Source organism: Sediminimonas qiaohouensis DSM 21189 (genome assembly GCF_000423645.1).
In the GTDB taxonomy this organism is placed as follows: domain Bacteria; phylum Pseudomonadota; class Alphaproteobacteria; order Rhodobacterales; family Rhodobacteraceae; genus Sediminimonas; species Sediminimonas qiaohouensis.
On the sequence record NZ_AUIJ01000006.1, the window covers coordinates 25,215 to 44,841 of the forward strand.

A 19,627-nucleotide genomic window follows, 5' to 3' on the forward strand; every position below is an offset into this window, starting at 1 on the left:
AGCGATGACCTACCATCCCAAATCGGATTTCATGTCAGTGATGATCGAGCGCGGCTTCATGGCCGACTGCACCGATTATCAGGGCCTCGACGAGGCGCTGAGCGCAGGCGTCGTGCCCGGCTATATCGGCTTTGACGCGACGGCGAAATCGCTGCATGTGGGCTCGCTGATCCAGATCATGATGCTGCGCTGGCTGCAAAAGACCGGGCACAAACCGATCACCCTGATGGGTGGCGGCACCACCAAGGTGGGCGACCCCAGCTTCCGCGCCGATGAGCGCCCGCTGCTGACGCCCGATCAAATCGACGCCAACATCGCCGGGATCAAGCAGGTTTTCGCCAAGTACCTGGAATACGAGGATACATACGAAGAGCTTTCAGCGGCGAAGGCCGGACGCGCGACGCCGACGACAAACAAGGCGCTGATGCTCAATAATGCCGAATGGCTGGACGATCTGAACTACCTTGAATTCCTGCGCGACGTGGGCCGCCATTTCAGCGTCAATCGCATGCTGTCATTCGAGTCCGTGAAATCGCGGCTCGACCGGGAACAATCGCTGTCGTTCCTCGAATTCAACTACATGATCCTGCAAGCCTATGATTTCATGGAGCTAAACCGCCGCTACGGTTGCCGGTTGCAGATGGGCGGCTCGGACCAGTGGGGCAACATCGTCAACGGCATCGACCTGACCCGCCGGGTGATCGACCAACAGGTGTTCGGCCTGACCTCGCCGCTGATGACCACCGCCGACGGCAAGAAGATGGGCAAATCCGCCGATGGCGCAGTCTGGCTCAATGCCGACATGCGCTCGCCCTACGAGTTCTGGCAGTTCTGGCGCAACACCGCCGATGCCGACGTGGGCCGGTTCCTCAAGCTTTATACCGAGCTGCCGGTCGAGGAATGCGAGCGCCTCGGCGCCCTCGCCGGGTCCGAGATCAACGAGGCCAAGATCGTGCTCGCGGATGAGGTCACAACCCTGTGCCACGGCGCGGATGCCGCCGCCGCCGCCCAGGCCACCGCCCGCGAGGTGTTCGAGCATGGCGGCGCCGGAGACGATCTGCCCACGCTGACGCTGTCGGCGGACGAGTTGGGCGAGGGTCTGTCGGTGGTGCAGGCGATCGTGCGCTCGGGTCTGGCGAAATCGGGCAAGGACGCCAAGCGCCTGATCGCAGAAGGCGGCGCGCGGCTGGACGATGCGCCGCTATCGGATGCGGGCCTGGTGCTGACGCCTGCGGACCTGGCCAGCGCGGTCAAGCTGTCGGCGGGCAAGAAAAGGCATGCATTAATCCGCTTGAAGGGCTGATCCGCGCGCTTTGCCCTTGCGGTGAAGGCTTGTCGTCCCCATTGTATTTGCCACTCCCTCACGGCTTGTGCCCTGCGGCGCAATCGCCCTGTTTCCTCTCTGCCTCTTCTCCCTACGAAAGCCGCGCCGTGCCAATGCACCCTACCGGAACGACCCCGACCGAGCCCACAGCCCCCGCCCGCAACTGGATCAGGACACTGGCACGCTACCGCGAGCCGATCCTTTGGCGCAGCCTGACCGAACTGGCACTCAGCCTACTGCCACTGGTGGCGATCTGGGCGCTGGCGTGGTGGGCCATGTCCATCAGCCCGCTGCTGTCGATCCTGCTGGCGCTGATCAACGGTGGGTTCCTCGTGCGTCTTTTCGTGATCCAGCACGATTGCGGCCATGGCGCCTATTTCGCCAATCGCCACGTCAACGAATGGGTCGGGCGCGGAATCGGGGTGCTGACGCTGACGCCCTATGACGTGTGGCGCCGCACCCACGCGATCCACCACGCCTCGCACGGGAACCTGGACAAGCGCGGCATGGGCGACGTGCACACCCTCACCGTGGCCGAATACCGCGCCCTGCCGTGGCACCGGCGGATGATTTACCGGCTCTATCGCAACCCCCTGGTCCTGTTCGGGCTGGGGCCGACTTACCTGTTCGTCGTGCAAAACCGCCTGCCGCTGGGGCTGATGCGCTCGGGCTGGCGCTATTGGCTCAGCGCGATGACCACCAACGCCCTGCTGATCGCGGGATCGCTGGCGATTGTGTGGCTGGGCGGCTGGAGCGTGCTGTTTTCGGTGTTCGTGCCCACCGTGCTTGTCGGGGCGTCGGCGGGCGTGTGGCTGTTTTACGTGCAACACCAATTCGAGGATACCATGTGGGACCGCGACCACGAATGGAACCTGCACGAGGCGGCGCTGCACGGTTCCTCGCATTACGTGATGCCGGGACTGCTTCGCTGGTTCTCGGCCAATATCGGCGTGCATCACGTGCACCACCTCTATAGCCGGATCCCGTTCTACCGCCTACCCGAGGTGCTGCGCGACCACGCCGACCTGGCCAATGCGCAACGCCTGACGATTCGCGAAAGCCTGTCCTGCGCCCGCCGCCACCTGTGGGACGAGGAAACCCGCCAGCTGCTCAGCTTCCGAAGCAGCCGCGCGATGTACGGGTAGTACCCGGCCTCAAAGGCTGCATCGGCAGACCGCGCTTGTAATCTCCGTGTCTGCTATTCTTCATAGCCGATCGCCCATCCAATTCTTCCCAAAATTTCATTTACACTTGCCTTATCAACGTTGACCTTGCCAGTCTTCAGCCAGTGACGTATCTCTTGTTGATCAATATCTAAAAGACTGGCGCTTGGGAGTTGCGTTAATAGCAGAAGCACAGCCTCTTGCGGTGAAAGGTGATTTTCTTTGCCAGATTTTTGTGCATATTGGCGAAAATCTGGATTTACTCTTTTCGGATCAATCCCAGCAAGTGACAAGGAATTATTGAAACGTAGTACATACAGCATTTTTCTTCCAAGCTTGGTAAATTCATCTGATAACGCGGTGAAAGCTAAGGCTTACACCTTATGAATAACGGATCTCCGTTGTCATTTCTTCGTTGGTCGCATCTCACCTACAAAGTCGCCTGTTTTCGTCTGCTGATCAAGAAATCTACTTCACACGTCCTAAGACGGACGAGGTCTCCTTTTGGGGGGACTTAGCGGCAGCATTGGCGCTCTGCGCTCGGGACCGCCACGCTATGCCACGAACAGCCGTGGGCCTCAGCCCGGCTGCGTCACGTCGTGTTCATAGAGCCAATCGAACTGCCGCACCATCGCACCCGGCGCCAACCGCCCGCCAAGACGGAGCGCCGCGTGCGCCGCCATCCGCAGTGGGCCGGGGCGCAGGTGGTATTTCCACGCGTTGCCATTGGCCGCCGCGATGGTTCGGCGCACGCGCGGCTCGCGCCGCTCCTGGTAGGCGTGCAAGCCCTCGGCGACGTCCCCTGCCCCCGACAGGGCGTCGGCCATCACCCACGCATCCTCAAGCGCCATGCACGCGCCTTGCGCCAGGAACGGCAGCGTCGGATGCGCCGCATCGCCCAGCAGCGCGCATTGCCCCTTCTGCCACACCTGCGCCACCGGGTGCCGGAACAACCCCCACAGGTTCACCGCCTCCACCTGCGCCAGCATATCGCGCACCTGCGGTCCGAAATCCGCAAACGCCGCGCGTAGCGCGTCCGGATCGTCGCGGTGATGCCAGCCCTCGGCGGTCCACTCTCGGCGCTCCTGGACCGCCACGATGTTGCGCGCCCGGCCGTCGCGCAACGGATAGCTAACCATGTGCCGCCGCGCGCCCATGTCCACGCGGGCCACCGGCGCAGCGTCGCCCCACGCCGGGATCACCGCGCGCCAAGCCACCTGGTTGGTGAAAAACGGCCGGTCGGTGCCATTGAGCACCGGCCGCAGCCGCGAATGCAGGCCATCCGCCCCGATCACCAAATCCGCGTTCATCACCGCGCCGCTGGCCATCACCACCTCGGGCCGCGAGCCGGGATGCACCCGGTCCACCTGCTGTAGCAGCCGGATCCGCACGCCCGCATCGCGCGCGCCCTGCGCCAGCAGATCGATCAGGTCGGCCCGGTGAACAAAGTAATACCCCTGCGCCCGCACCTGCCCCAAGTCCAGCCGCAACACCTCGCGCCCGTCCTGATTGTGCAGGGCCACCGCCCGCGCCGGCACCGCGCCGCCGGACAAAAGCCCCTGCTCCAGCCCCAACGCGCGCAGCACCGCGGTGCCGTTGGGGCTGATTTGTAGGCCGGCGCCGACCTCTTCGATCGCCTCGGCCTGCTCCAGAACCGTCACCTGCGCACCGCGCAGCGCCAGCGCACGCGCAACCGCCAGACCGCCAATGCCGGCCCCGATCACGATCGCCTTGATACCGCTCATCTGCATGGATCGCCTTTCGCAAAAGAAAACGCCGGCGCGCTAAGGCCCCGGCGTTCCTGTCTTTCCGCACGCGGTGTGGTGTGGCCGGGGTCAGTCGTCGCGATGAACCTTTTCGCGACGCTCATGACGCTCCTGCGCCTCAAGTGTCATCGTCGCTATCGGCCGCGCGTCCAGCCGCTTCAGGCTGATCGGATCGCCGGTCTTCTCGCAATAGCCGTACTCGCCCGTCTCGATCCGTCGCAGCGCCGCGTCGATCTTCGCAACCAGCTTGCGCTGGCGATCCCGCGTGCGCAGCTCCAGCGCGCGGTCGGTCTCTTCGCTGGCCCGGTCGGCAACATCGGGAATGTTGCGCGCCCCGTCTTGCAACCCTTCGATTGTGTCGCGGCTATCTTCCAGAATATCCTCTTTCCACTGCAACAACTTGCGGCGGAAATACTCCAGTTGCTTTTCATTCATGAATGGTTCGGTTTCTGCCGGCCGGTAGTCGTCGGGCAAAAAGGATTCCGGTTTCATATCCGCTCCCTCATCAAGGCCAACCTCTGTCATCAAGATATCCTTTGACATATGGCACCCCCTTCATGGCCGGTCAGATACCCCACGGGCCAAGGATTGTCACTACCTCATCCGCATCGCGTTGCAGGGAATTTGCGATCACGCTACTGTGCCTCAAATTCAGCGCGTAACAGCTTGGAGATCCCATGAAATTCGAAGGCACGGCCGAATACGTGGCCACCGAAGACCTGACCGTTGCCGTCAACGCGGCCGTCACACTCGAGCGTCCCCTGCTGGTCAAGGGCGAGCCGGGAACCGGCAAGACCGAACTGGCCCGCCAGGTGGCAGGCGCTCTTGGCCTGAAGATGATTGAATGGAATATCAAGTCTTCGACCAAGGCACAGCAGGGCCTTTACGAGTACGACGCCGTCAGCCGCCTGCGCGACAGCCAACTGGGCGAGGAACGCGTGCATGACGTGTCCAACTACATCCGAAAGGGCAAGCTGTGGCAGGCGTTCGAGGCCGGTGAAAAGGTTGTCCTGCTGATCGACGAGATCGACAAGGCCGATATCGAGTTTCCCAACGACCTGCTGCAGGAACTCGACCGGATGGAGTTCCACGTCTACGAGACGGGCGAGACGATCCGCGCCGTCAACCGGCCCATCGTGATCATCACCTCCAACAACGAAAAGGAACTGCCCGACGCCTTCTTGCGGCGCTGTTTCTTTCACTACATCCGGTTTCCAGATCCCGACACCATGCGCCGCATCGTCGAGGTGCATCACCCCGGTATCAAGGAACAACTCCTGACCACCGCGCTGACGCAATTCTACGAGATGCGCGATCAGCCGGGCCTCAAGAAAAAGCCCTCGACCTCCGAGGTGCTGGATTGGCTCAAGCTGCTGCTGGCCGAGGACCTGACCCCCGAGGACCTCAAGCGCGACGGCCCCAACGCCCTGCCCAAATTGCACGGTGCCCTGCTCAAGAACGAACAGGACGTGCACCTGTTTGAACGGCTCGCCTTCATGGCGCGGGGGCGGGGGTAACGCGGGCGCGCGGCGGTCTGCCCGCCATGGATGCGGGCAGAAAACGCACGCTCACGTTGAAACCTCCATATTTTCGCCGCACTGTCTACTTAACAGATATACCTTCCGGTGTTTGCAGACGAGTGAAACAGGACAGATGACCAAGGCGCACAAGATCGCATTTCCGCGCCGCCGGGCGGCCCGAACCCTGCTGGCCTCCGGCCTTGTGGCCCTTGTCGGCGCCTGCATGCCCGCCGGCGCGCCCGATACGCCCACCCGCGCGGCACAGGCCACCGGCGCCGGCCTGCCGCCGATGAAATCCTTCGATACCGCGCACCCGCAGGCACCGCAGCAGGCCAATGCCGATATCGCGCGCGATTTTCTCGATCTGTCCTTCCTGCTCGAATCGGGGCGCGCCCTGCCCCGCCTCACGCGGTTCGAAGGGCCGATCCGCGTCGGCGTGACCGGCGCCGCGCCCGCGCATTTGCAAAGGGATCTCGACCGCCTGCTTGCCCGCCTGCGGCGCGAAGCGGGCCTGGACATCGCGCGCGCCAGCGCGGGCGAAGCCGTCAACCTGACCGTCGCCGCCGTCAGCGGCCAGCGGATTCGCCAGTTCCTGCCGCAGGCCGCTTGTTTCGTGGTGCCCGGCATCTCGCGCCTGTCGGATTATCGCGGCCGCCGGGGCGCCCCCGAAACCGATTGGGCCCGCCTGCCCGAGCGCCGCAAGGTGGCGATTTTTGTGCCGCAGGACGCCGCCCCGCAGGAAATGCGCGATTGCCTGCAAGAGGAACTGGCGCAGGCGATCGGCCCGCTCAACGATCTCTACCGGCAACCCGATTCGGTGTTCAACGACGACAACGTGCATACCGTCCTCACCGGGTTCGATATGCTGATCCTGCGGGCCTATTACGCGCCCGAACTGCGCTCGGGCATGACCCGCGCGCAGGTCGCGCAGCGCCTGCCGGCACTTCTGGCGCGGCTCAACCCCGGCGGACAGGGGCGCGCGCCGCGCCTTCTGCCGGCCACGCCGCGCGCCTGGACGGACGCGATCCAAACCGCCCTCGGCCCCGGCACCGGGGTTGCCGCCCGCCGCCACGCCGCTCGCCGCGCTGTCGCCATCGCCCGCGCCGAAGGCTGGGGCGATCACCGCGCCGGGTTTTCCCACTACGCGCTCGGGCGGCTCCTGCAGGCCACCGATTCGGGCGCGGCCTATCGCCATTTCCTCGCCGCCGACGCAATCTTCGCCGATAGCCCCGGCACCGAGCTGCACCGCGCACAGGTCGCCAGCCACCTCGCCGCCTACGCCATCGCGCGCGGCAATGGCGAACAGGCGCTGGCATACATACGCCCCGCCCTGGAAACTGCCACGCGCGGCGAAAACGCGATGCTCCTCTCAACCCTTATGATGCTCCGCGCCGAGGCGCTCGATCTCGCAGACCGCCCCGCCGCCGCCCGCGCCGTGCGGGTGGACAGTCTGGGCTGGGCGCGCTACGGATTCGGCTCTGACGGGGCGGTCCGCGCCAAGCTGCGCGAAATCAGCGCCCTCAACCCGATAAACAGGAGCGGCGGGTAAAAATGATCGTATTGGCGGGGGCGATTCTGGGCGCCCTGATTGGCGGCACACTGGCCGCGCGGCGCAAGGGCAAAACGCTGGACATTGCGCAGTATGCCTTTGTTTACGCTATTATATTTGCCCTTCTGGGCCTGTTCCTCACGCTGATACTGCACCGCGCCGCATTGGTGTAGCCCATGTTTCTGCCCTTCTTCGACAACCTGCGCGAGGCCAGCATCCCCGTCAGCCTGCGCGAGTATCTCACATTCCTCGAGGCGATGAAATCGGGCTTGGTGACCTACGATGTCGAGGGGTTTTACTACCTCGCCCGCAGCGCCATGGTGAAGGACGAACGCAACCTCGACCGCTTCGACCGCGCTTTCGCAGCCACCTTCAAGGGGCTTGAGAACATCCAGCTGAGCGATGTCTTCAACGCCGTGGACGTGCCGCGCGATTGGCTGGAAAAGATGGCCGAAAAGCACCTCACCGAGGAAGAGAAAGCCGAGATCGAGGCGCTTGGCGGCTTTGACAAGCTGATGGAGACCCTCAAGGAGCGCCTCAAGGAACAGGACAGCCGCCACCAGGGCGGCAACAAGTGGATCGGCACCGCCGGCACCTCGCCCTTCGGCGCGCATGGCTACAACCCCGAAGGTGTGCGCATCGGACAGGAAAAATCCCGCCACCAGCGCGCGGTCAAGGTCTGGGACAAGCGCGAGTTCCGCAACCTTGATGACAGCGTCGAGCTGGGCACCCGCAACATCAAGGTGGCGCTCAAACGCCTGCGCCAATGGGCCCGCGACGGCGCCCATGACGAGCTGGACCTCGACGGCACCATCCGCGCCACAGCCGAGCATGGCTATCTCGACGTCAAGACGCGCCCCGAGCGGCGCAACGCCGTCAAGGTGCTGCTGTTTCTCGACGTGGGCGGCTCAATGGACCCGCATATCAAGCTGGTAGAAGAGCTGTTCTCGGCCGCCCGCTCGGAATTCAAACACCTTGAACATTACTATTTCCATAACTGCCTTTATGAAGGCGTGTGGCGCGACAACCGCCGCCGCTGGGGCGATGTCACCCCGACATGGGACGTGATGCACACCTATGGACCTGATTACAAATGCATTTTCGTCGGCGACGCGTCGATGAGTCCCTACGAGGTCGCCTATCCCGGCGGCGCGAACGAGCACTGGAACCCCGAATCCGGGCAGATCTGGCTTGAGCGCGCCCGGGCCCAATGGCCCGATCATGTCTGGATCAACCCGGTGCCCGAAAAATACTGGGGCTACACACATTCCATCGGCATGATTCGCGAGATTTTCGAGGATCGCATGGTGCCCATGACCCTGTCGGGGATCGAGACCGCGATGCGCGAGTTGATCCGCTAGCACGCCTATAGAGAAAACAGCCGCCCCGGCCCCCAGCCGCGCGCGTCCACCCCCGCCAACCTTAGCATATGCCACAGCAGCGCCTGGTTCGAGCTGACCACCGGCAGTCCGGTCTCGCGCTCGACCTCGTCGATGATGCCAAAGGTGCGCAGGTTGGTGCAGCTCACGAAAACCGCCTCAACCTTTGCTTTAGCTATGACATCCAATATCATGGTTTTACTTGATTTTTCTGAGATATGAGCGACCGTCCGGTCATCCCCTTCGGCAAAGCTGTCCTCGATCACCGTGGTGATCCCCTGCTTCTCGAGATAGACGCGCATCGGGGCTGTCACGCTGGGCACGTAAGGCGAGACATAGGCGATCCGCCCCACCTCAAGCGCTCGCAGCGCCGCAATCACCGCGGAGATCGGATTGCTTACTTGCGCACCCGGATGGTGCCCGCGCACCAGTTCGGCCACCCGCTCCGGCCCGATCACCGTCGAGGCCGAGGTGCAGCCATAGCCGATCGCATCCTGCCCCTGCGGCAGCAGCCGCGCCGCTTCGGGCAGGCGGTTTTCCATCATTCTAAGGGCGTCGGGCGTCACATCCTCTTCGGCAGGGATGCGCGTGTGCATCATGCTTACCGCGCGATCCCCCAACACCAGCCGCGCCTCGTTCTCAAGCGACTCGTCGGTCGACAGCACGATCAACCCCAGCCGCGCCAGCGTGCCAAAGCCGCCATCCGTCTCGAATGCCTGCGCCATCGGTTGCCCCCTTCATGGCCTCGTGCCGGGCACGCCCGCATCGGCGCCGGCACCCTGTTTCGCAAGGGGCCCTACCTAATGCGTGGCCGGGCGCGACACAAGGCGCGGATCAATGGCATGCCGCTCGCCGCTTGCCCCCGTCCCTGTTTCACCCCATATCTTGTCAATGATCCGTTTTACCCCGATCCTGCTGGCCATCCTCTATGGTTTCGCGATGTACCGCTTCTCGGCGTGGCGCACCCGGCGCGAGCTGGATGAGCGCTCGACCGAGCTGGCCGATCCGACGCTCAAATCCATGACTGACAAGCTGGCCCGTGCGCTCGATATACCGCGCGTGCGCGTGCATATCTACGAGATCGACCCGGTCAACGGCCTGGCCGCACCCGATGGCCGCATCTTCATCACGCGCGGGTTTTACCGCAAGTACCAGAACGGCGAGGTCACCGCCGATGAAATGGCCAGCGTCATCGCGCATGAATTGGGCCATGTCGCGCTTGGCCACAGCCGCCGGCGGATGATCGATTTTTCCGGACAAAACGCCCTGCGCACGGCGCTGGCGATGGTGCTGTCGCGGTTCCTGCCCGGCATCGGGGTCTGGATCGCCAATAGCGTGACCGCCCTTTTGGCGGCGCGCCTGTCGCGCGGCGACGAGTTCGAGGCCGATGAATACGCCAGCGCCCTGCTGACTAAGGCCGGGATCGGCACCTCGCCGCAGAAATCCCTGTTTCTCAAGCTTGAGGAACTGACCCAATCGCGCGCCGGATCGGCGCCTGCGTGGCTGATGAGCCACCCCAAGACGCAGGCCCGCATCGACGCGATCGAAGAACATGAGCGCCGCTGGCTGGGCGAGCCACAAAAAACCTGAATATAATTATATATCAAATACTTGTGGAAACACAATTCACAGTGAGACGCGCCCCTGCAACGCCTTTCCAAGGCGCGGCATCTTGGCTTTTTTCATGAGCCCCCGCAGCGTCCATTCCTGCCCCGACAGCCGCTCCGCCTCCTGCCGGACGGCCTCCACGACGGTCTCGACCAGCTCCGGCTGCGCCTTCCAGATCCCCATCAGGAACCCGTCGGGATCTTGCCGGCTCAGCCCCTCCTCGGCCAGGATTTGCCGGGGAAAATCCTTGGCATTAAGGGTCAGGATCAGGTCCGCCGACCCCGCGACCGCCGCCGCCAGAACGTGCCGATCCGCCGGGTCCGGCAGCCATAGCCGCCGCTCGATCCCCTCGGCCCCGCGCACCTCGGCGCCCGTCCATTCGGCCCTCACAAGGGCAATTTCCGCCCTCGCCTGCGCCTCGCCGCCGGGGCCCAGCTTGCGCGCCGCGCGCGCCCATTCCTCAAGGATCCGCGCCGACCAGAGCGGCGTGAACACCCCCTGCCGCGCCACCCCCAGCAGCACCTCGCGCATCACCGTGGGATAGATCACGCAGGTATCCAGCAGAACCTTCATAGCCGGTAGAACACCGCCTTGAGATAACCCGACTCGGCCAGTTGCGGCAGCAGCGGATGATCCGGCCCCGCCTGCCCGGTATGGATGATCTGCGCCTGTTGGCCGGCCCGCCCAATGCCGCGGTTGCAGGCGCCGCGAAACCGGGTCAAATCGGCGGCGTGCGAGCACGAGCACAGGCCCAGGTATCCGCCCTCTTCGACCAGGGCGGCGGCCATCCTCGCCACGCGCTCATAGGCGCGCAGGCCCTTTTCCACCGCCTTTTTCGTGGGGGCAAACGCGGGCGGATCGCAGATCACCACGTCAAACCGGCGCCCTTCCTCGGCCAGCGCAGCCATCACGTCAAACGCATCGCCGCGCCGCGCGTCAAAGCGCGCCGCCACGCCGCCCACCTCGGCCCCGGCCCGCGCCAGATCCAGCGCCGGCTGCGAGCCATCCACCGCCAGCGTCGATGCCGCCCCCCCGGCCAGCGCCGCCAGCCCAAAGCCGCCAACATGGGAAAACACGTCCAGAACCCGCGCCCCCCGCGACAGGCCGGCCGCAAAGGAATGGTTGGGCCGCTGATCATAAAAGAGGCCGGTTTTCTGCCCGCCCATCAGGTCGGCCATGTAGGTGGCGCCGTTCATCGGCACCGCAATCGGCCCCTCCGGCGCCTGTCCGCGCAGCACGCCCGAGGCATCATCCAGCCCCTCCAGCGCCCGCGCCCGCCCGCCGGCGTTCTTGATCACCACGCGAACCCCGGTCACATCGACCAGCGCCTCGATCAATTCCTCCAGCCGCGCCTCGGCCCAGGCGGCGTTCGGCTGCACCACGGCGCAATCATCGAATCGGTCGATCACGACGCCGGGCAGGCCATCCGCCTCGGCGTGGATCAGGCGGTAATACGGACCCGGGTAGAGCCGCGCGCGCAGCGATTGCGCCTTTTCAAGCCGCGCGGCGAACCAGTCCTGATCGATCCACGCGGCAGGGTCCGTATCCAGCATCCGGCAGATGATGCGCGATGCCGGGTTCACCGCCACCAACCCCAGCGGCGCGCGCTCGTTATCCTCAAGGATGGCAAGGCTCCCGCCCGGCAAGGCGCGGGTACGCCGATCGGTCACCAATTCGTTATCATACACCCAGGGAAAGCCGTGCCGGATGGCGCGAGCATTGGCCTTGGGACGCAGTCGGACAGATGGCAAAGAGGGCGGTGTCATCCCGCCCTCTTACGCCTCAATCGTGTGGTGGGAAAGCTCAGATTTGAGTTCCCGTCTCAAGGCCATTCACCAGCTTCGTAACCTTGTCGGTGGTCGATCCGGGCACGGCCAGTTCCTGCTGGATCACGTTCTCGAGGTGACGCGTGATGCGCACCTTCTGCGTGAGGCCCTGCTGCTCGGCCGCCAGGGCCCTGGACCCGCCATAAGCCTTAAGATCCGCCGTCACGATACGCGGCTCCATGAGGGTTGCCCCGGTTTCGGGATCACGCAGCGTCATCTTGAACTTGATCGAATGCACGCCCCCGATGGAATAGCGCGTCTTCTCGGTCAGCGCGTGAAAGCGCAGCACCTCGATATCGACCTGGGCGGGCATGGTGCCCTCGGCTCGCTCGGCCGCGACGGTCATCGCCGTGTCAAAGATCCCGGCCACCTGTGCATGCCGGTCGCCGATCGGATCGCCGCGCCAGACGATGTCGCCCATCGGGTAATAGCTGTTGGCTTCGGAAACCCGCAGGCCGCGCGACACCTTGATGTTGTATGTTGCGACCGAAACCTCGGGCTGCGCGACGGCGCCTGCCTCCAGCCCCGCCGCATCCAGCGGCGCATTCCTGGTGGCGGTGTCAATCGATGCGCAGGCGCTCAGGCTCAGACCTGCGCAGATCGCGATAATCGTCCGAAAATATGCCATGCTCTACCCTCCTTGGGCTTTGTGCCCGTTTGTATTGAGCTGTGGTTTGATCCCGGATTGTGGCGCGGGTACGGCAAATTGGGTTCGAATACCGGGCATTTGCGCCCCATGCGCCCCCCACCACCGGCGTGCGAATTGGCGCCAGACTTGAAGCGTTACCGCTATCATCCTATACCAACCCCAGGTAAAGGAGGCGCGATGCAGATGAACGAAACGATCCTGCGCGTGACTGAAAGGGTCATCGCGCGCAGCCGCGACAGCCGTCAGGCCTATCTTGAGAAAATGAAACGCGCCGCCGAGGATGGACCGCGACGCGCCCACCTGAGTTGCGGCAACCAGGCCCATGCCTACGCGGCGGCCGGCGCGGATCAAGACACGCTCGCGCAAACGCAAGCGCCCAATATCGGCATCGTCACCGCCTACAACGATATGCTGTCGGCGCATCAGCCGTTCGAAGGGTTCCCCGATCAGATACGCGCCGCCGCCCGCGCCCGCGGGGCAACGGCGCAGGTCGCCGGCGGGGTGCCCGCCATGTGCGACGGGATCACCCAGGGCCAGACGGGTATGGAGCTGTCGCTGTTTTCCCGCGACGTTATCGCACTGGCCAGCGCGGTCGCCCTGTCGCACAACACGTTCGATGCCGCGCTTTACCTGGGGGTCTGCGACAAGATCGTGCCGGGGCTTGTCATCGCCGCGGCGACCTTTGGCTATATCCCCGGCGTCTTCATGCCGGCGGGGCCCATGACATCGGGCCTGCCCAATGACGAAAAATCCAAGGTGCGCCAGAAATTCGCCGAAGGCCGCGCCACCCGCGAAGAGCTGATGCGCGCCGAAATGGCCAGCTACCACGGCCCGGGCACCTGCACGTTCTACGGCACCGCCAATTCCAACCAGATGCTGATGGAGTTCATGGGGCTACACCTGCCGGGCGCCTCGTTCGTCAATCCCGGCACGCCGCTGCGCACGGCGCTTACCGTTGCGGGGACCGAGACCGCGCTTTCAATGACGGCGCTCGGCAATTCCTATCGCCCGGTCTGCGATATCCTTGATGAGCGCGCGTTCGTGAACGGGATCGTGGGCCTCATGGCGACAGGCGGATCGACCAACCTGGTGCTGCACCTGCCGGTCATGGCGCGGGCGGCGGGCATCCAACTTGCGCTTGAGGATTTCGAGGACATCTCGTCGGTCACGCCGCTGATGGCGCGGGTCTATCCCAACGGGTTGGCCGACGTGAACCATTTCCACGCGGCCGGCGGGCTGGGCTACATGATTGGGCAGTTGCGGGATGCGGGATTGCTGCACGACGATGTGCAGACCGTCGCGGGCCACGGCCTCGATGCCTATACCAAGCAGGCGCAACTGGGCGAGGATGGGCGCCTGAGCTATGTCAACGGACCCGAGGAGACGCATAACGACCGCATCGTGCGCCCCGTCGCCGATCCGTTTCAGGCCACGGGCGGGCTACGGCAGTTATCGGGGAACCTGGGCACGGGGCTGATCAAGGCCTCGGCGGTGGCCGAGGACCACATGATTGTCGAAGCGCCGGCGCGCGTCTTCACCGATCAACAGGCGGTCAAGGATGCCTTCAAGGCCGGCGAGTTCACGCAGGACACGGTCGTGGTGGTCCGCTTTCAAGGGCCACAGGCCAATGGTATGCCCGAGCTGCACGGCCTCACGCCGACGCTGTCGGTGCTGCTGGATCGTGGCCTGCGGGTGGCTCTTGTCACCGACGGGCGCATGTCGGGCGCCAGCGGCAAGGTGCCCGCCGCGATCCATGTCAGCCCCGAGGCGGCCTCAGGCGGGCCACTGGCGCGGCTGCGCGACGGCGATATGATCCGCCTTGATGCACAAAACTGCACACTGGAGACCCTGGCCGAAGATTTCGAGACCCGCACACCCGTCGCCGCCGATTTGTCCGGAAACGGCACGGGCGTCGGGCGCGAGCTGTTCGAAGTGTTCCGCAACTCGGTCGGCCCGGCCATCACCGGGGCGGGGGTGATCCTGTGAGCCGCGCGGCCCCCGGTCGGATCGAGGCGATCTGCCGCCGCGCGCCGGTGATCCCGGTCCTTGTCATCGACGACGCCGCTATCGCGGAGCCGCTGGCGCGGGCACTGGTGGCGGGGGGCCTGCCAATCCTCGAAGTGACGCTGCGCACCGACGCCGCGCTTGACGCGATCAAGGCGATGACGCGGGTTCCGGGGGCAACAGTGGGCGCGGGCACGGTCCTGAATGCACAGGACCTGGAGCGCGCGAAACAGGCAGGCGCAGAGTTCGCCGTGTCGCCGGGCAGCACCGATGCCCTGCTATCGGCCAGCGAGGCCGCCAATATGCCCCTTCTGCCCGGCGCGGCCACGGCAAGCGAGGCGATGCGCCTGTTGGATCGTGGCTATAGCGTGCAGAAGTTCTTTCCCGCCTCCGCCGCGGGCGGGGCGCCCATGCTCAAGGCGCTGTCCGGTCCCCTGCCCCAGATCCGGTTCTGCCCAACCGGCGGGATCGGGTTGGACAACGCCCCCGATTACCTCGGGTTGCCGAACGTTCTGTGCGTCGGCGGAAGCTGGATCACGCCAGCGCATCTGGTTCAACGCGGCGAATGGGAAGCGATCGAGGCATTGGCCCGTCAGGCGGCAGAACTGCCCCGCCCGTGACCCCTGAACGGCATGGACGCCGGGCACCGTTAGTCGCGCGTGCGCGATCGCCACCCGCCCCGGCGGCGCGGGTTTTCCATCCGCTCCAACCCCTCGCGCAAAACAACCGACATCGGGTGGTCCGGGGCATCGCCCACGTACCGCTCCACCAAACCGTTCAGCGCCTCCTGCGTATCGGTGTCATCGGGCAGGCTCAGCGCCCAATCCAGAAAGATGGTCCGGCAATCGGCCTGTGTGATCCCCTCGATCTGGAAGGCCTCGCGGATCAGGGCCTTGGGGTCCAGCGCATCGCCTTTCATCCCGCGGCCTCGTCCGCAGACGCGGGCAGGTTCCGGTCGATGATTTCGGCGGCCTTGCGGATCTGATCGCTCAAGGCGCCGCGCAAGTCCTCCAACGTCTCGCACCCGGTTTCCCGCAACAGCATCGCACGCCCTCCTTCGCCAATCGCCTCCGTATCAAGAGGCTTGCCGCTTAGCAGCCGTGATACGGATTGCACCCCCCAACAAAGCCTGTACGCCGCCTGCAATGCAGCGCCGTCCGCGTCACTCAACCACCCGGTTGCGACAGATGATTGCAAACCGCGCACCGGATCCTGCCGGTCGCTCCCTGCCAGCAGCGCCCCCGCCTGCGCAATCAACTCGATATCCTGCAATCGCCCGGGGCCGATCTTGGCATCCCACGCGCCCGAGGGGCTTTTGGCGGCGCTTATCCGCGCGCGCATGGCGGCCACCTCGACCAATACCTTGTCGCGGGAATGGTCGGCCTCAAGAACCGCGCGCCGCACCTCTTCGACATCAGAAGCAAGCTCTTGCGAGCCCGCCACGACACGCGCGCGGGTCAGCGCGAGGTGCTCCCACACCCAGGCCTGCGTCATCTGGTAGTTCCGAAAGCTGTCCAGCGCGGTCGCAACCGGGCCTTGCGTGCCGGACGGGCGCAGGCGCATGTCGATCTCGTAAAGCTTGCCCTCGGACATCGGCGCGGTCACGGCGGTCACCAATGCCTTTGTCAGGCGCGCATAGTAGCGCCGCGCATCCAGCGGACGCTTGCCATCCGATTGCTCGACCCCCGCCGCATCATAAATCAGGATCAGGTCCAGATCGGATGTGGCCGTCAACCGCCGCGCCCCAAGCGACCCCATCCCCAAAAGCGCCGCACCGCGCCCCGGCGGCGGGCCATGGCGCGCGGCGAACTGATCACAGACAACCGGCCACAACGTACTTAGCGCCGCTTCGGCCAGGTCGGCATATTGCCGGCCCGCATCATCCGCATCGATCAACCCGCGCAAATGGTGCACGCCCACGCGAAAATGCCACTCGCGCGCCCACCGTCGGGCCGCGTCAAGCTTGCGCTCGTAGTCATCCACACCCTCCAGCGCCCCCTGCAATGCATCGCGCAAACGGTCCTGCCCCGGCCAAGGCGCAAAGAAATCCCCGCCGATCACGGCATCGAACACCTCGGCATTGGCCGACAGATGCGCCGCCAGCGCGGGCGAGGTGCCAACGATATCAATCAGCAGATCAATGAGCTGCGGATTGGCTTCGAACAAAGCAAACAACTGCACCCCGGCCGGCAGCCGCGACAGAAACCCGTCCAGCGCCAAGAGCGCCTCGTCCGGCCGCGCCGTCCGCTTGAGACGCTTCAGCAAATCGGGCTTGAGCCGCTCGAATATCTCGATTGCCCGGGACGAGCGCAACGCGGGGTAGCTGCGCCACCGCTCGATCACCTCCGAGTCGAACTCGGAGTATTCCGCTTCTGACGCACTTCCGTTTTCGGGCGCAAAGAACCCCTCGATCAGCTCGTGCACCTCTTCGAGCCGCGCCATCAGCCCGGTTTTCAGATCGTCCACGGACGTGCCCATGAAACAGGCCAGCCGCGCGAACCCTTCCTCGCTTTGCGGAAGGCTGTGGGTCTGCGCATCGCGCAGCATTTGCAGGCGATGTTCGACCTCTCGATGCGCCCGGTAATGCTTGGTCAGCACATCGGCCACATCCTGCGGAATCCAGTCCTTGCGCGCAAGAACCTCAAGGCCATCGACGGTGCCCCGTACCCGCAGATCGCGGTCACGTCCGCCGGCGATGATCTGCCGCGTCTGGGTGAAAAACTCGATCTCACGGATACCGCCACGGCCAAGCTTCATGTTGTGCTCAGGCAAGGTGATCGGGCCGCCCAGCCCCTTGTGCTCGCGGATGCGCAAACGCATGTCATGCGCGTCCTGGATCGCTGCGAAATCAAGGTGCTTGCGCCAGACGAACGGCTTGATCGTCTCAAGAAACCGCTCACCCGCGGCAATGTCCCCGGCGGCGGCTCGCGCCTTGACATAGGCGGCGCGTTCCCAGGTTCGGCCAAGGCTTTCGTAATACGCTTCGGCGCCCGCCATCGCCATGCACACCGGCGTGACCGACGGGTCCGGACGCAGGCGCAGGTCGGTGCGGAACACGTAGCCATCGGCGGTTATCTCCGACAGCATGGTCGCCATCCGCCGGGTCGCCCGGACAAGGCTGGCGCGCGCCTCGTGATAATCGTCGCGGTCATAGCGGGTCTCGTCGAACAGACAGATCAGGTCGATATCCGAGGAATAGTTCAACTCGAACGCGCCCATCTTGCCCATGGCAAGCGCGACCACGCCGCCAGCGGTCTCGATGTCCTCAGACGCCGCACCGGGCAGCTTGCCGCGCCTGATCTCCGCCCCAACGGTGGATCGCAAGGCCGTCGCAACCGCCACATCCGCAAACCGCGTCAGGGTCTTGGTCACCGTCTCCAGTGGCCATACCCCCCCCAGATCCGCCAGCCCGGTCAGCAAGGCAACCTTGCGCTTGGCGCGTCTCAGGGCCTTTGGAACGTCCTCGGGCGAGGCATCGCCGATGCCTGCGAGCACAGCGTCAATAGCCTGCTCCGGCGCCTCCAACGCCCCGGGCAGCCATTCGGTTTCGGCTTCGATCAAGGATCGCAGATAGGGGCTGCATCCAGCCGCCCCTTCGATCAACTCGCCCATACGCGCCTCCAGAGCGGGCAGCAATGCACGCGCTTCTGCGCCGCGATCGGGCTCATACGGGATGGGGCAGCGGGTCATGCGGGATGCAAATGTCATGAACCGAGAATGCGGCGGCATTTCAGACTGGTCAATGCGTCAAACACTTGGAATACTGCGGCAAATCCGGAGGACACCCATGAGCAAGAGCCTGAAGCGCGTTGCCCGCGCCCTCGAGGCCGCGGGCATCGAGACAGAGATCGTGGAGTTGGGCGAAGCCCGCACCGCCGCACAAGCCGCGGACGTGGCCAAGTGCGAGCTGGACCAGATTGCCAAATCCATCATCTTCCGCGGCACCCAGAGCGGCGAGGCGCTCCTGTTCCTGACGGCCGGCGGAAACCAGGTGAACGCCGACAAGGCCAGCGCCCTGGCGCAAGAGCCGCTTGGCAAAGCGGACGCGGCATTGATCCGGGCGCAGACCGGGTTTGCCATCGGCGGCGTGGCCCCTGTCGGGCACAAGAACCCGATCCGGGCGTTCATCGATCCCAGGCTCCTGGAGTTCCCGACAATCTGGGCGGCGGCGGGCACGCCACACCACATATTTGAGATGAACTCCGCTGACCTTCAGCAGGTCACATTCGCGCAAGTTGCTGATTTCACGACCTGATTTCACGTATGTAAATTTTATTCACATTGCCCCTTGCAATTTGCGCGCAAAATGCAAATCTTGAGGATGTAAAAGGCTTTCACATTCACTCTCGCACATCAAGGAGCTTTCAAATGACAACCGCCACGACAACGAGCCCCGGCATTGCCGGCTGGTTTCACAGCGCGACGGCGTGGCTTGATGCACGCGGAAAGGCCGCCTGGATCACGCTCATGGTTCTGGGGTTCGTCTTTTTCTGGCCCATTGGCCTCGCCCTTCTCTTTTACATGATCTGGAGCAATCGCATGTCTGGCCATTCCTGCCGCCGCAGCCGTTCTGGTTTCACCGAGTCGGGATCGACCGGAAACGCCGCATTCGACGCCTACAAGGCCGACACCCTGCGCCGTCTTGAAGAAGAGCAAACGCAATTCGAGACGTTCCTCCAGCGCCTGCGCGACGCCAAGGACAAGGCGGAATTCGATGCCTTCATGGAAGACCGCGAAAAGGCCGCAACCGAGGCGGCGGACACCTCGGAGCAAATGCACGCAGGATCATGATCCCAACCTCAGAGCTGACCGGGGCGCATGACCCGGGCAGCTCACCGC

20 protein-coding genes are annotated in these 19,627 nt (G+C 64.6%); 11 read left to right on the forward strand and 9 right to left on the reverse strand.

All coding sequences use genetic code 11. The annotated features are described in order from the left end of the window. The first annotated feature begins 4 nt into the window (after positions 1 to 4). Together tyrS and G568_RS0107000 are read left to right on the forward strand one after the other, a co-directional pair. Complete coding sequence (gene tyrS / locus G568_RS0106995) at positions 5 to 1,303, forward strand: tyrosine--tRNA ligase (protein WP_026757357.1); 1,299 nt, start codon at positions 5 to 7, stop codon at positions 1,301 to 1,303. A gap of 134 nt (positions 1,304 to 1,437) precedes the next feature. Beyond that, positions 1,438 to 2,469, forward strand: a complete 1,032-nt coding sequence (locus tag G568_RS0107000) for a fatty acid desaturase (RefSeq protein ID WP_051202821.1) — start codon at positions 1,438 to 1,440, stop codon at positions 2,467 to 2,469. Positions 2,470 to 2,522: 53 nt separating this feature from the next. Here the strand turns inward: G568_RS0107000 and G568_RS20235 are convergent, their stop codons facing one another. The 3 genes from G568_RS20235 to dksA all read right to left on the reverse strand — a co-directional run bounded on the left by G568_RS20235 (position 2,523) and on the right by dksA (position 4,745). After that, the gene (locus G568_RS20235) at positions 2,523 to 2,810 is read right to left on the reverse strand and encodes a hypothetical protein (RefSeq protein WP_157084323.1); all 288 of its coding nucleotides are present in this window, start codon (positions 2,808 to 2,810) and stop codon (positions 2,523 to 2,525) included. Positions 2,811 to 3,065: 255 nt separating this feature from the next. Then, a complete protein-coding gene (locus G568_RS0107005) occupies positions 3,066 to 4,238 on the reverse strand; it encodes an FAD-dependent monooxygenase (protein WP_026757359.1) in 1,173 nt (390 codons plus the stop codon). 84 nt (positions 4,239 to 4,322) lie between these two features. Continuing rightward, complete coding sequence (gene dksA, locus G568_RS0107010; protein WP_037373836.1) at positions 4,323 to 4,745, reverse strand: RNA polymerase-binding protein DksA; 423 nt, start codon at positions 4,743 to 4,745, stop codon at positions 4,323 to 4,325. Between the two features lie 185 nt (positions 4,746 to 4,930). Between dksA and G568_RS0107015 the strand changes: the two genes are divergently transcribed. From G568_RS0107015 to G568_RS0107030, 4 genes are all read left to right on the forward strand, one after another. After that, complete coding sequence (locus tag G568_RS0107015; protein ID WP_026757361.1) at positions 4,931 to 5,770, forward strand: AAA family ATPase; 840 nt, start codon at positions 4,931 to 4,933, stop codon at positions 5,768 to 5,770. 136 nt (positions 5,771 to 5,906) lie between these two features. Continuing rightward, a complete protein-coding gene (locus G568_RS0107020; protein WP_051202823.1) occupies positions 5,907 to 7,322 on the forward strand; it encodes a DUF2927 domain-containing protein in 1,416 nt (471 codons plus the stop codon). A 2-nt stretch (positions 7,323 to 7,324) separates the two neighbouring features. Then, positions 7,325 to 7,495 carry a hypothetical protein gene (locus G568_RS20490; protein WP_026757363.1) on the forward strand — a complete coding sequence of 57 codons (171 nt, stop codon included), beginning with the start codon at positions 7,325 to 7,327 and terminating at the stop codon, positions 7,493 to 7,495. 3 nt (positions 7,496 to 7,498) lie between these two features. Next, positions 7,499 to 8,683: a vWA domain-containing protein gene (locus tag G568_RS0107030; RefSeq protein WP_026757364.1), complete on the forward strand. Its 1,185-nt coding sequence runs from the start codon at positions 7,499 to 7,501 to the stop codon at positions 8,681 to 8,683. Between the two features lie 5 nt (positions 8,684 to 8,688). Here the strand turns inward: G568_RS0107030 and G568_RS0107035 are convergent, their stop codons facing one another. Continuing rightward, complete coding sequence (locus G568_RS0107035; protein WP_026757365.1) at positions 8,689 to 9,426, reverse strand: maleate cis-trans isomerase family protein; 738 nt, start codon at positions 9,424 to 9,426, stop codon at positions 8,689 to 8,691. A 166-nt stretch (positions 9,427 to 9,592) separates the two neighbouring features. Here G568_RS0107035 and G568_RS0107040 point away from each other — a divergent pair, with 166 nt between their 5' ends. Further along, positions 9,593 to 10,291: a M48 family metallopeptidase gene (locus G568_RS0107040; protein ID WP_026757366.1), complete on the forward strand. Its 699-nt coding sequence runs from the start codon at positions 9,593 to 9,595 to the stop codon at positions 10,289 to 10,291. 36 nt (positions 10,292 to 10,327) lie between these two features. On the opposite strand, the gene G568_RS0107045 is transcribed toward G568_RS0107040, so the two are convergent. The 3 genes from G568_RS0107045 to G568_RS0107055 are packed head-to-tail and all read right to left on the reverse strand — an operon-like array spanning position 10,328 to position 12,763. After that, positions 10,328 to 10,882, reverse strand: a complete 555-nt coding sequence (locus G568_RS0107045) for an RSP_2648 family PIN domain-containing protein (RefSeq protein WP_026757367.1) — start codon at positions 10,880 to 10,882, stop codon at positions 10,328 to 10,330. Next, positions 10,879 to 12,075, reverse strand: coding sequence for an RSP_2647 family RNA methyltransferase (locus tag G568_RS0107050; RefSeq protein WP_026757368.1), 1,197 nt, complete (start codon positions 12,073 to 12,075; stop codon positions 10,879 to 10,881). Before G568_RS0107050 ends, G568_RS0107045 begins: the two co-directional genes overlap by 4 nt. A 37-nt stretch (positions 12,076 to 12,112) precedes the next feature. After that, complete coding sequence (locus G568_RS0107055; RefSeq protein WP_026757369.1) at positions 12,113 to 12,763, reverse strand: DUF6778 family protein; 651 nt, start codon at positions 12,761 to 12,763, stop codon at positions 12,113 to 12,115. A 198-nt stretch (positions 12,764 to 12,961) separates the two neighbouring features. Between G568_RS0107055 and edd the strand changes: the two genes are divergently transcribed. Together edd and G568_RS0107065 are read left to right on the forward strand one after the other, a co-directional pair. Next, entirely contained in the window at positions 12,962 to 14,770 is a 1,809-nt protein-coding gene (edd, locus tag G568_RS0107060) for a phosphogluconate dehydratase (RefSeq protein ID WP_026757370.1), read from the forward strand. Then, positions 14,767 to 15,408, forward strand: a complete 642-nt coding sequence (locus tag G568_RS0107065) for a bifunctional 4-hydroxy-2-oxoglutarate aldolase/2-dehydro-3-deoxy-phosphogluconate aldolase (protein ID WP_026757371.1) — start codon at positions 14,767 to 14,769, stop codon at positions 15,406 to 15,408. Before edd ends, G568_RS0107065 begins: the two co-directional genes overlap by 4 nt. A 29-nt stretch (positions 15,409 to 15,437) precedes the next feature. Here G568_RS0107065 and G568_RS0107070 read toward each other — a convergent pair whose 3' ends face one another. Then, a complete protein-coding gene (locus G568_RS0107070; protein WP_026757372.1) occupies positions 15,438 to 15,707 on the reverse strand; it encodes a hypothetical protein in 270 nt (89 codons plus the stop codon). After that, positions 15,704 to 18,496: a [protein-PII] uridylyltransferase family protein gene (locus tag G568_RS0107075; RefSeq protein ID WP_026757373.1), complete on the reverse strand. Its 2,793-nt coding sequence runs from the start codon at positions 18,494 to 18,496 to the stop codon at positions 15,704 to 15,706. Before G568_RS0107075 ends, G568_RS0107070 begins: the two co-directional genes overlap by 4 nt. Before the next feature lie 79 nt (positions 18,497 to 18,575). Between G568_RS0107075 and G568_RS0107080 the strand changes: the two genes are divergently transcribed. Then, a complete protein-coding gene (locus tag G568_RS0107080) occupies positions 18,576 to 19,043 on the forward strand; it encodes a YbaK/EbsC family protein (protein ID WP_026757374.1) in 468 nt (155 codons plus the stop codon). A 113-nt stretch (positions 19,044 to 19,156) separates the two neighbouring features. After that, complete coding sequence (locus G568_RS0107085; protein WP_026757375.1) at positions 19,157 to 19,579, forward strand: DUF2852 domain-containing protein; 423 nt, start codon at positions 19,157 to 19,159, stop codon at positions 19,577 to 19,579. Positions 19,580 to 19,627 lie beyond the last annotated feature (48 nt).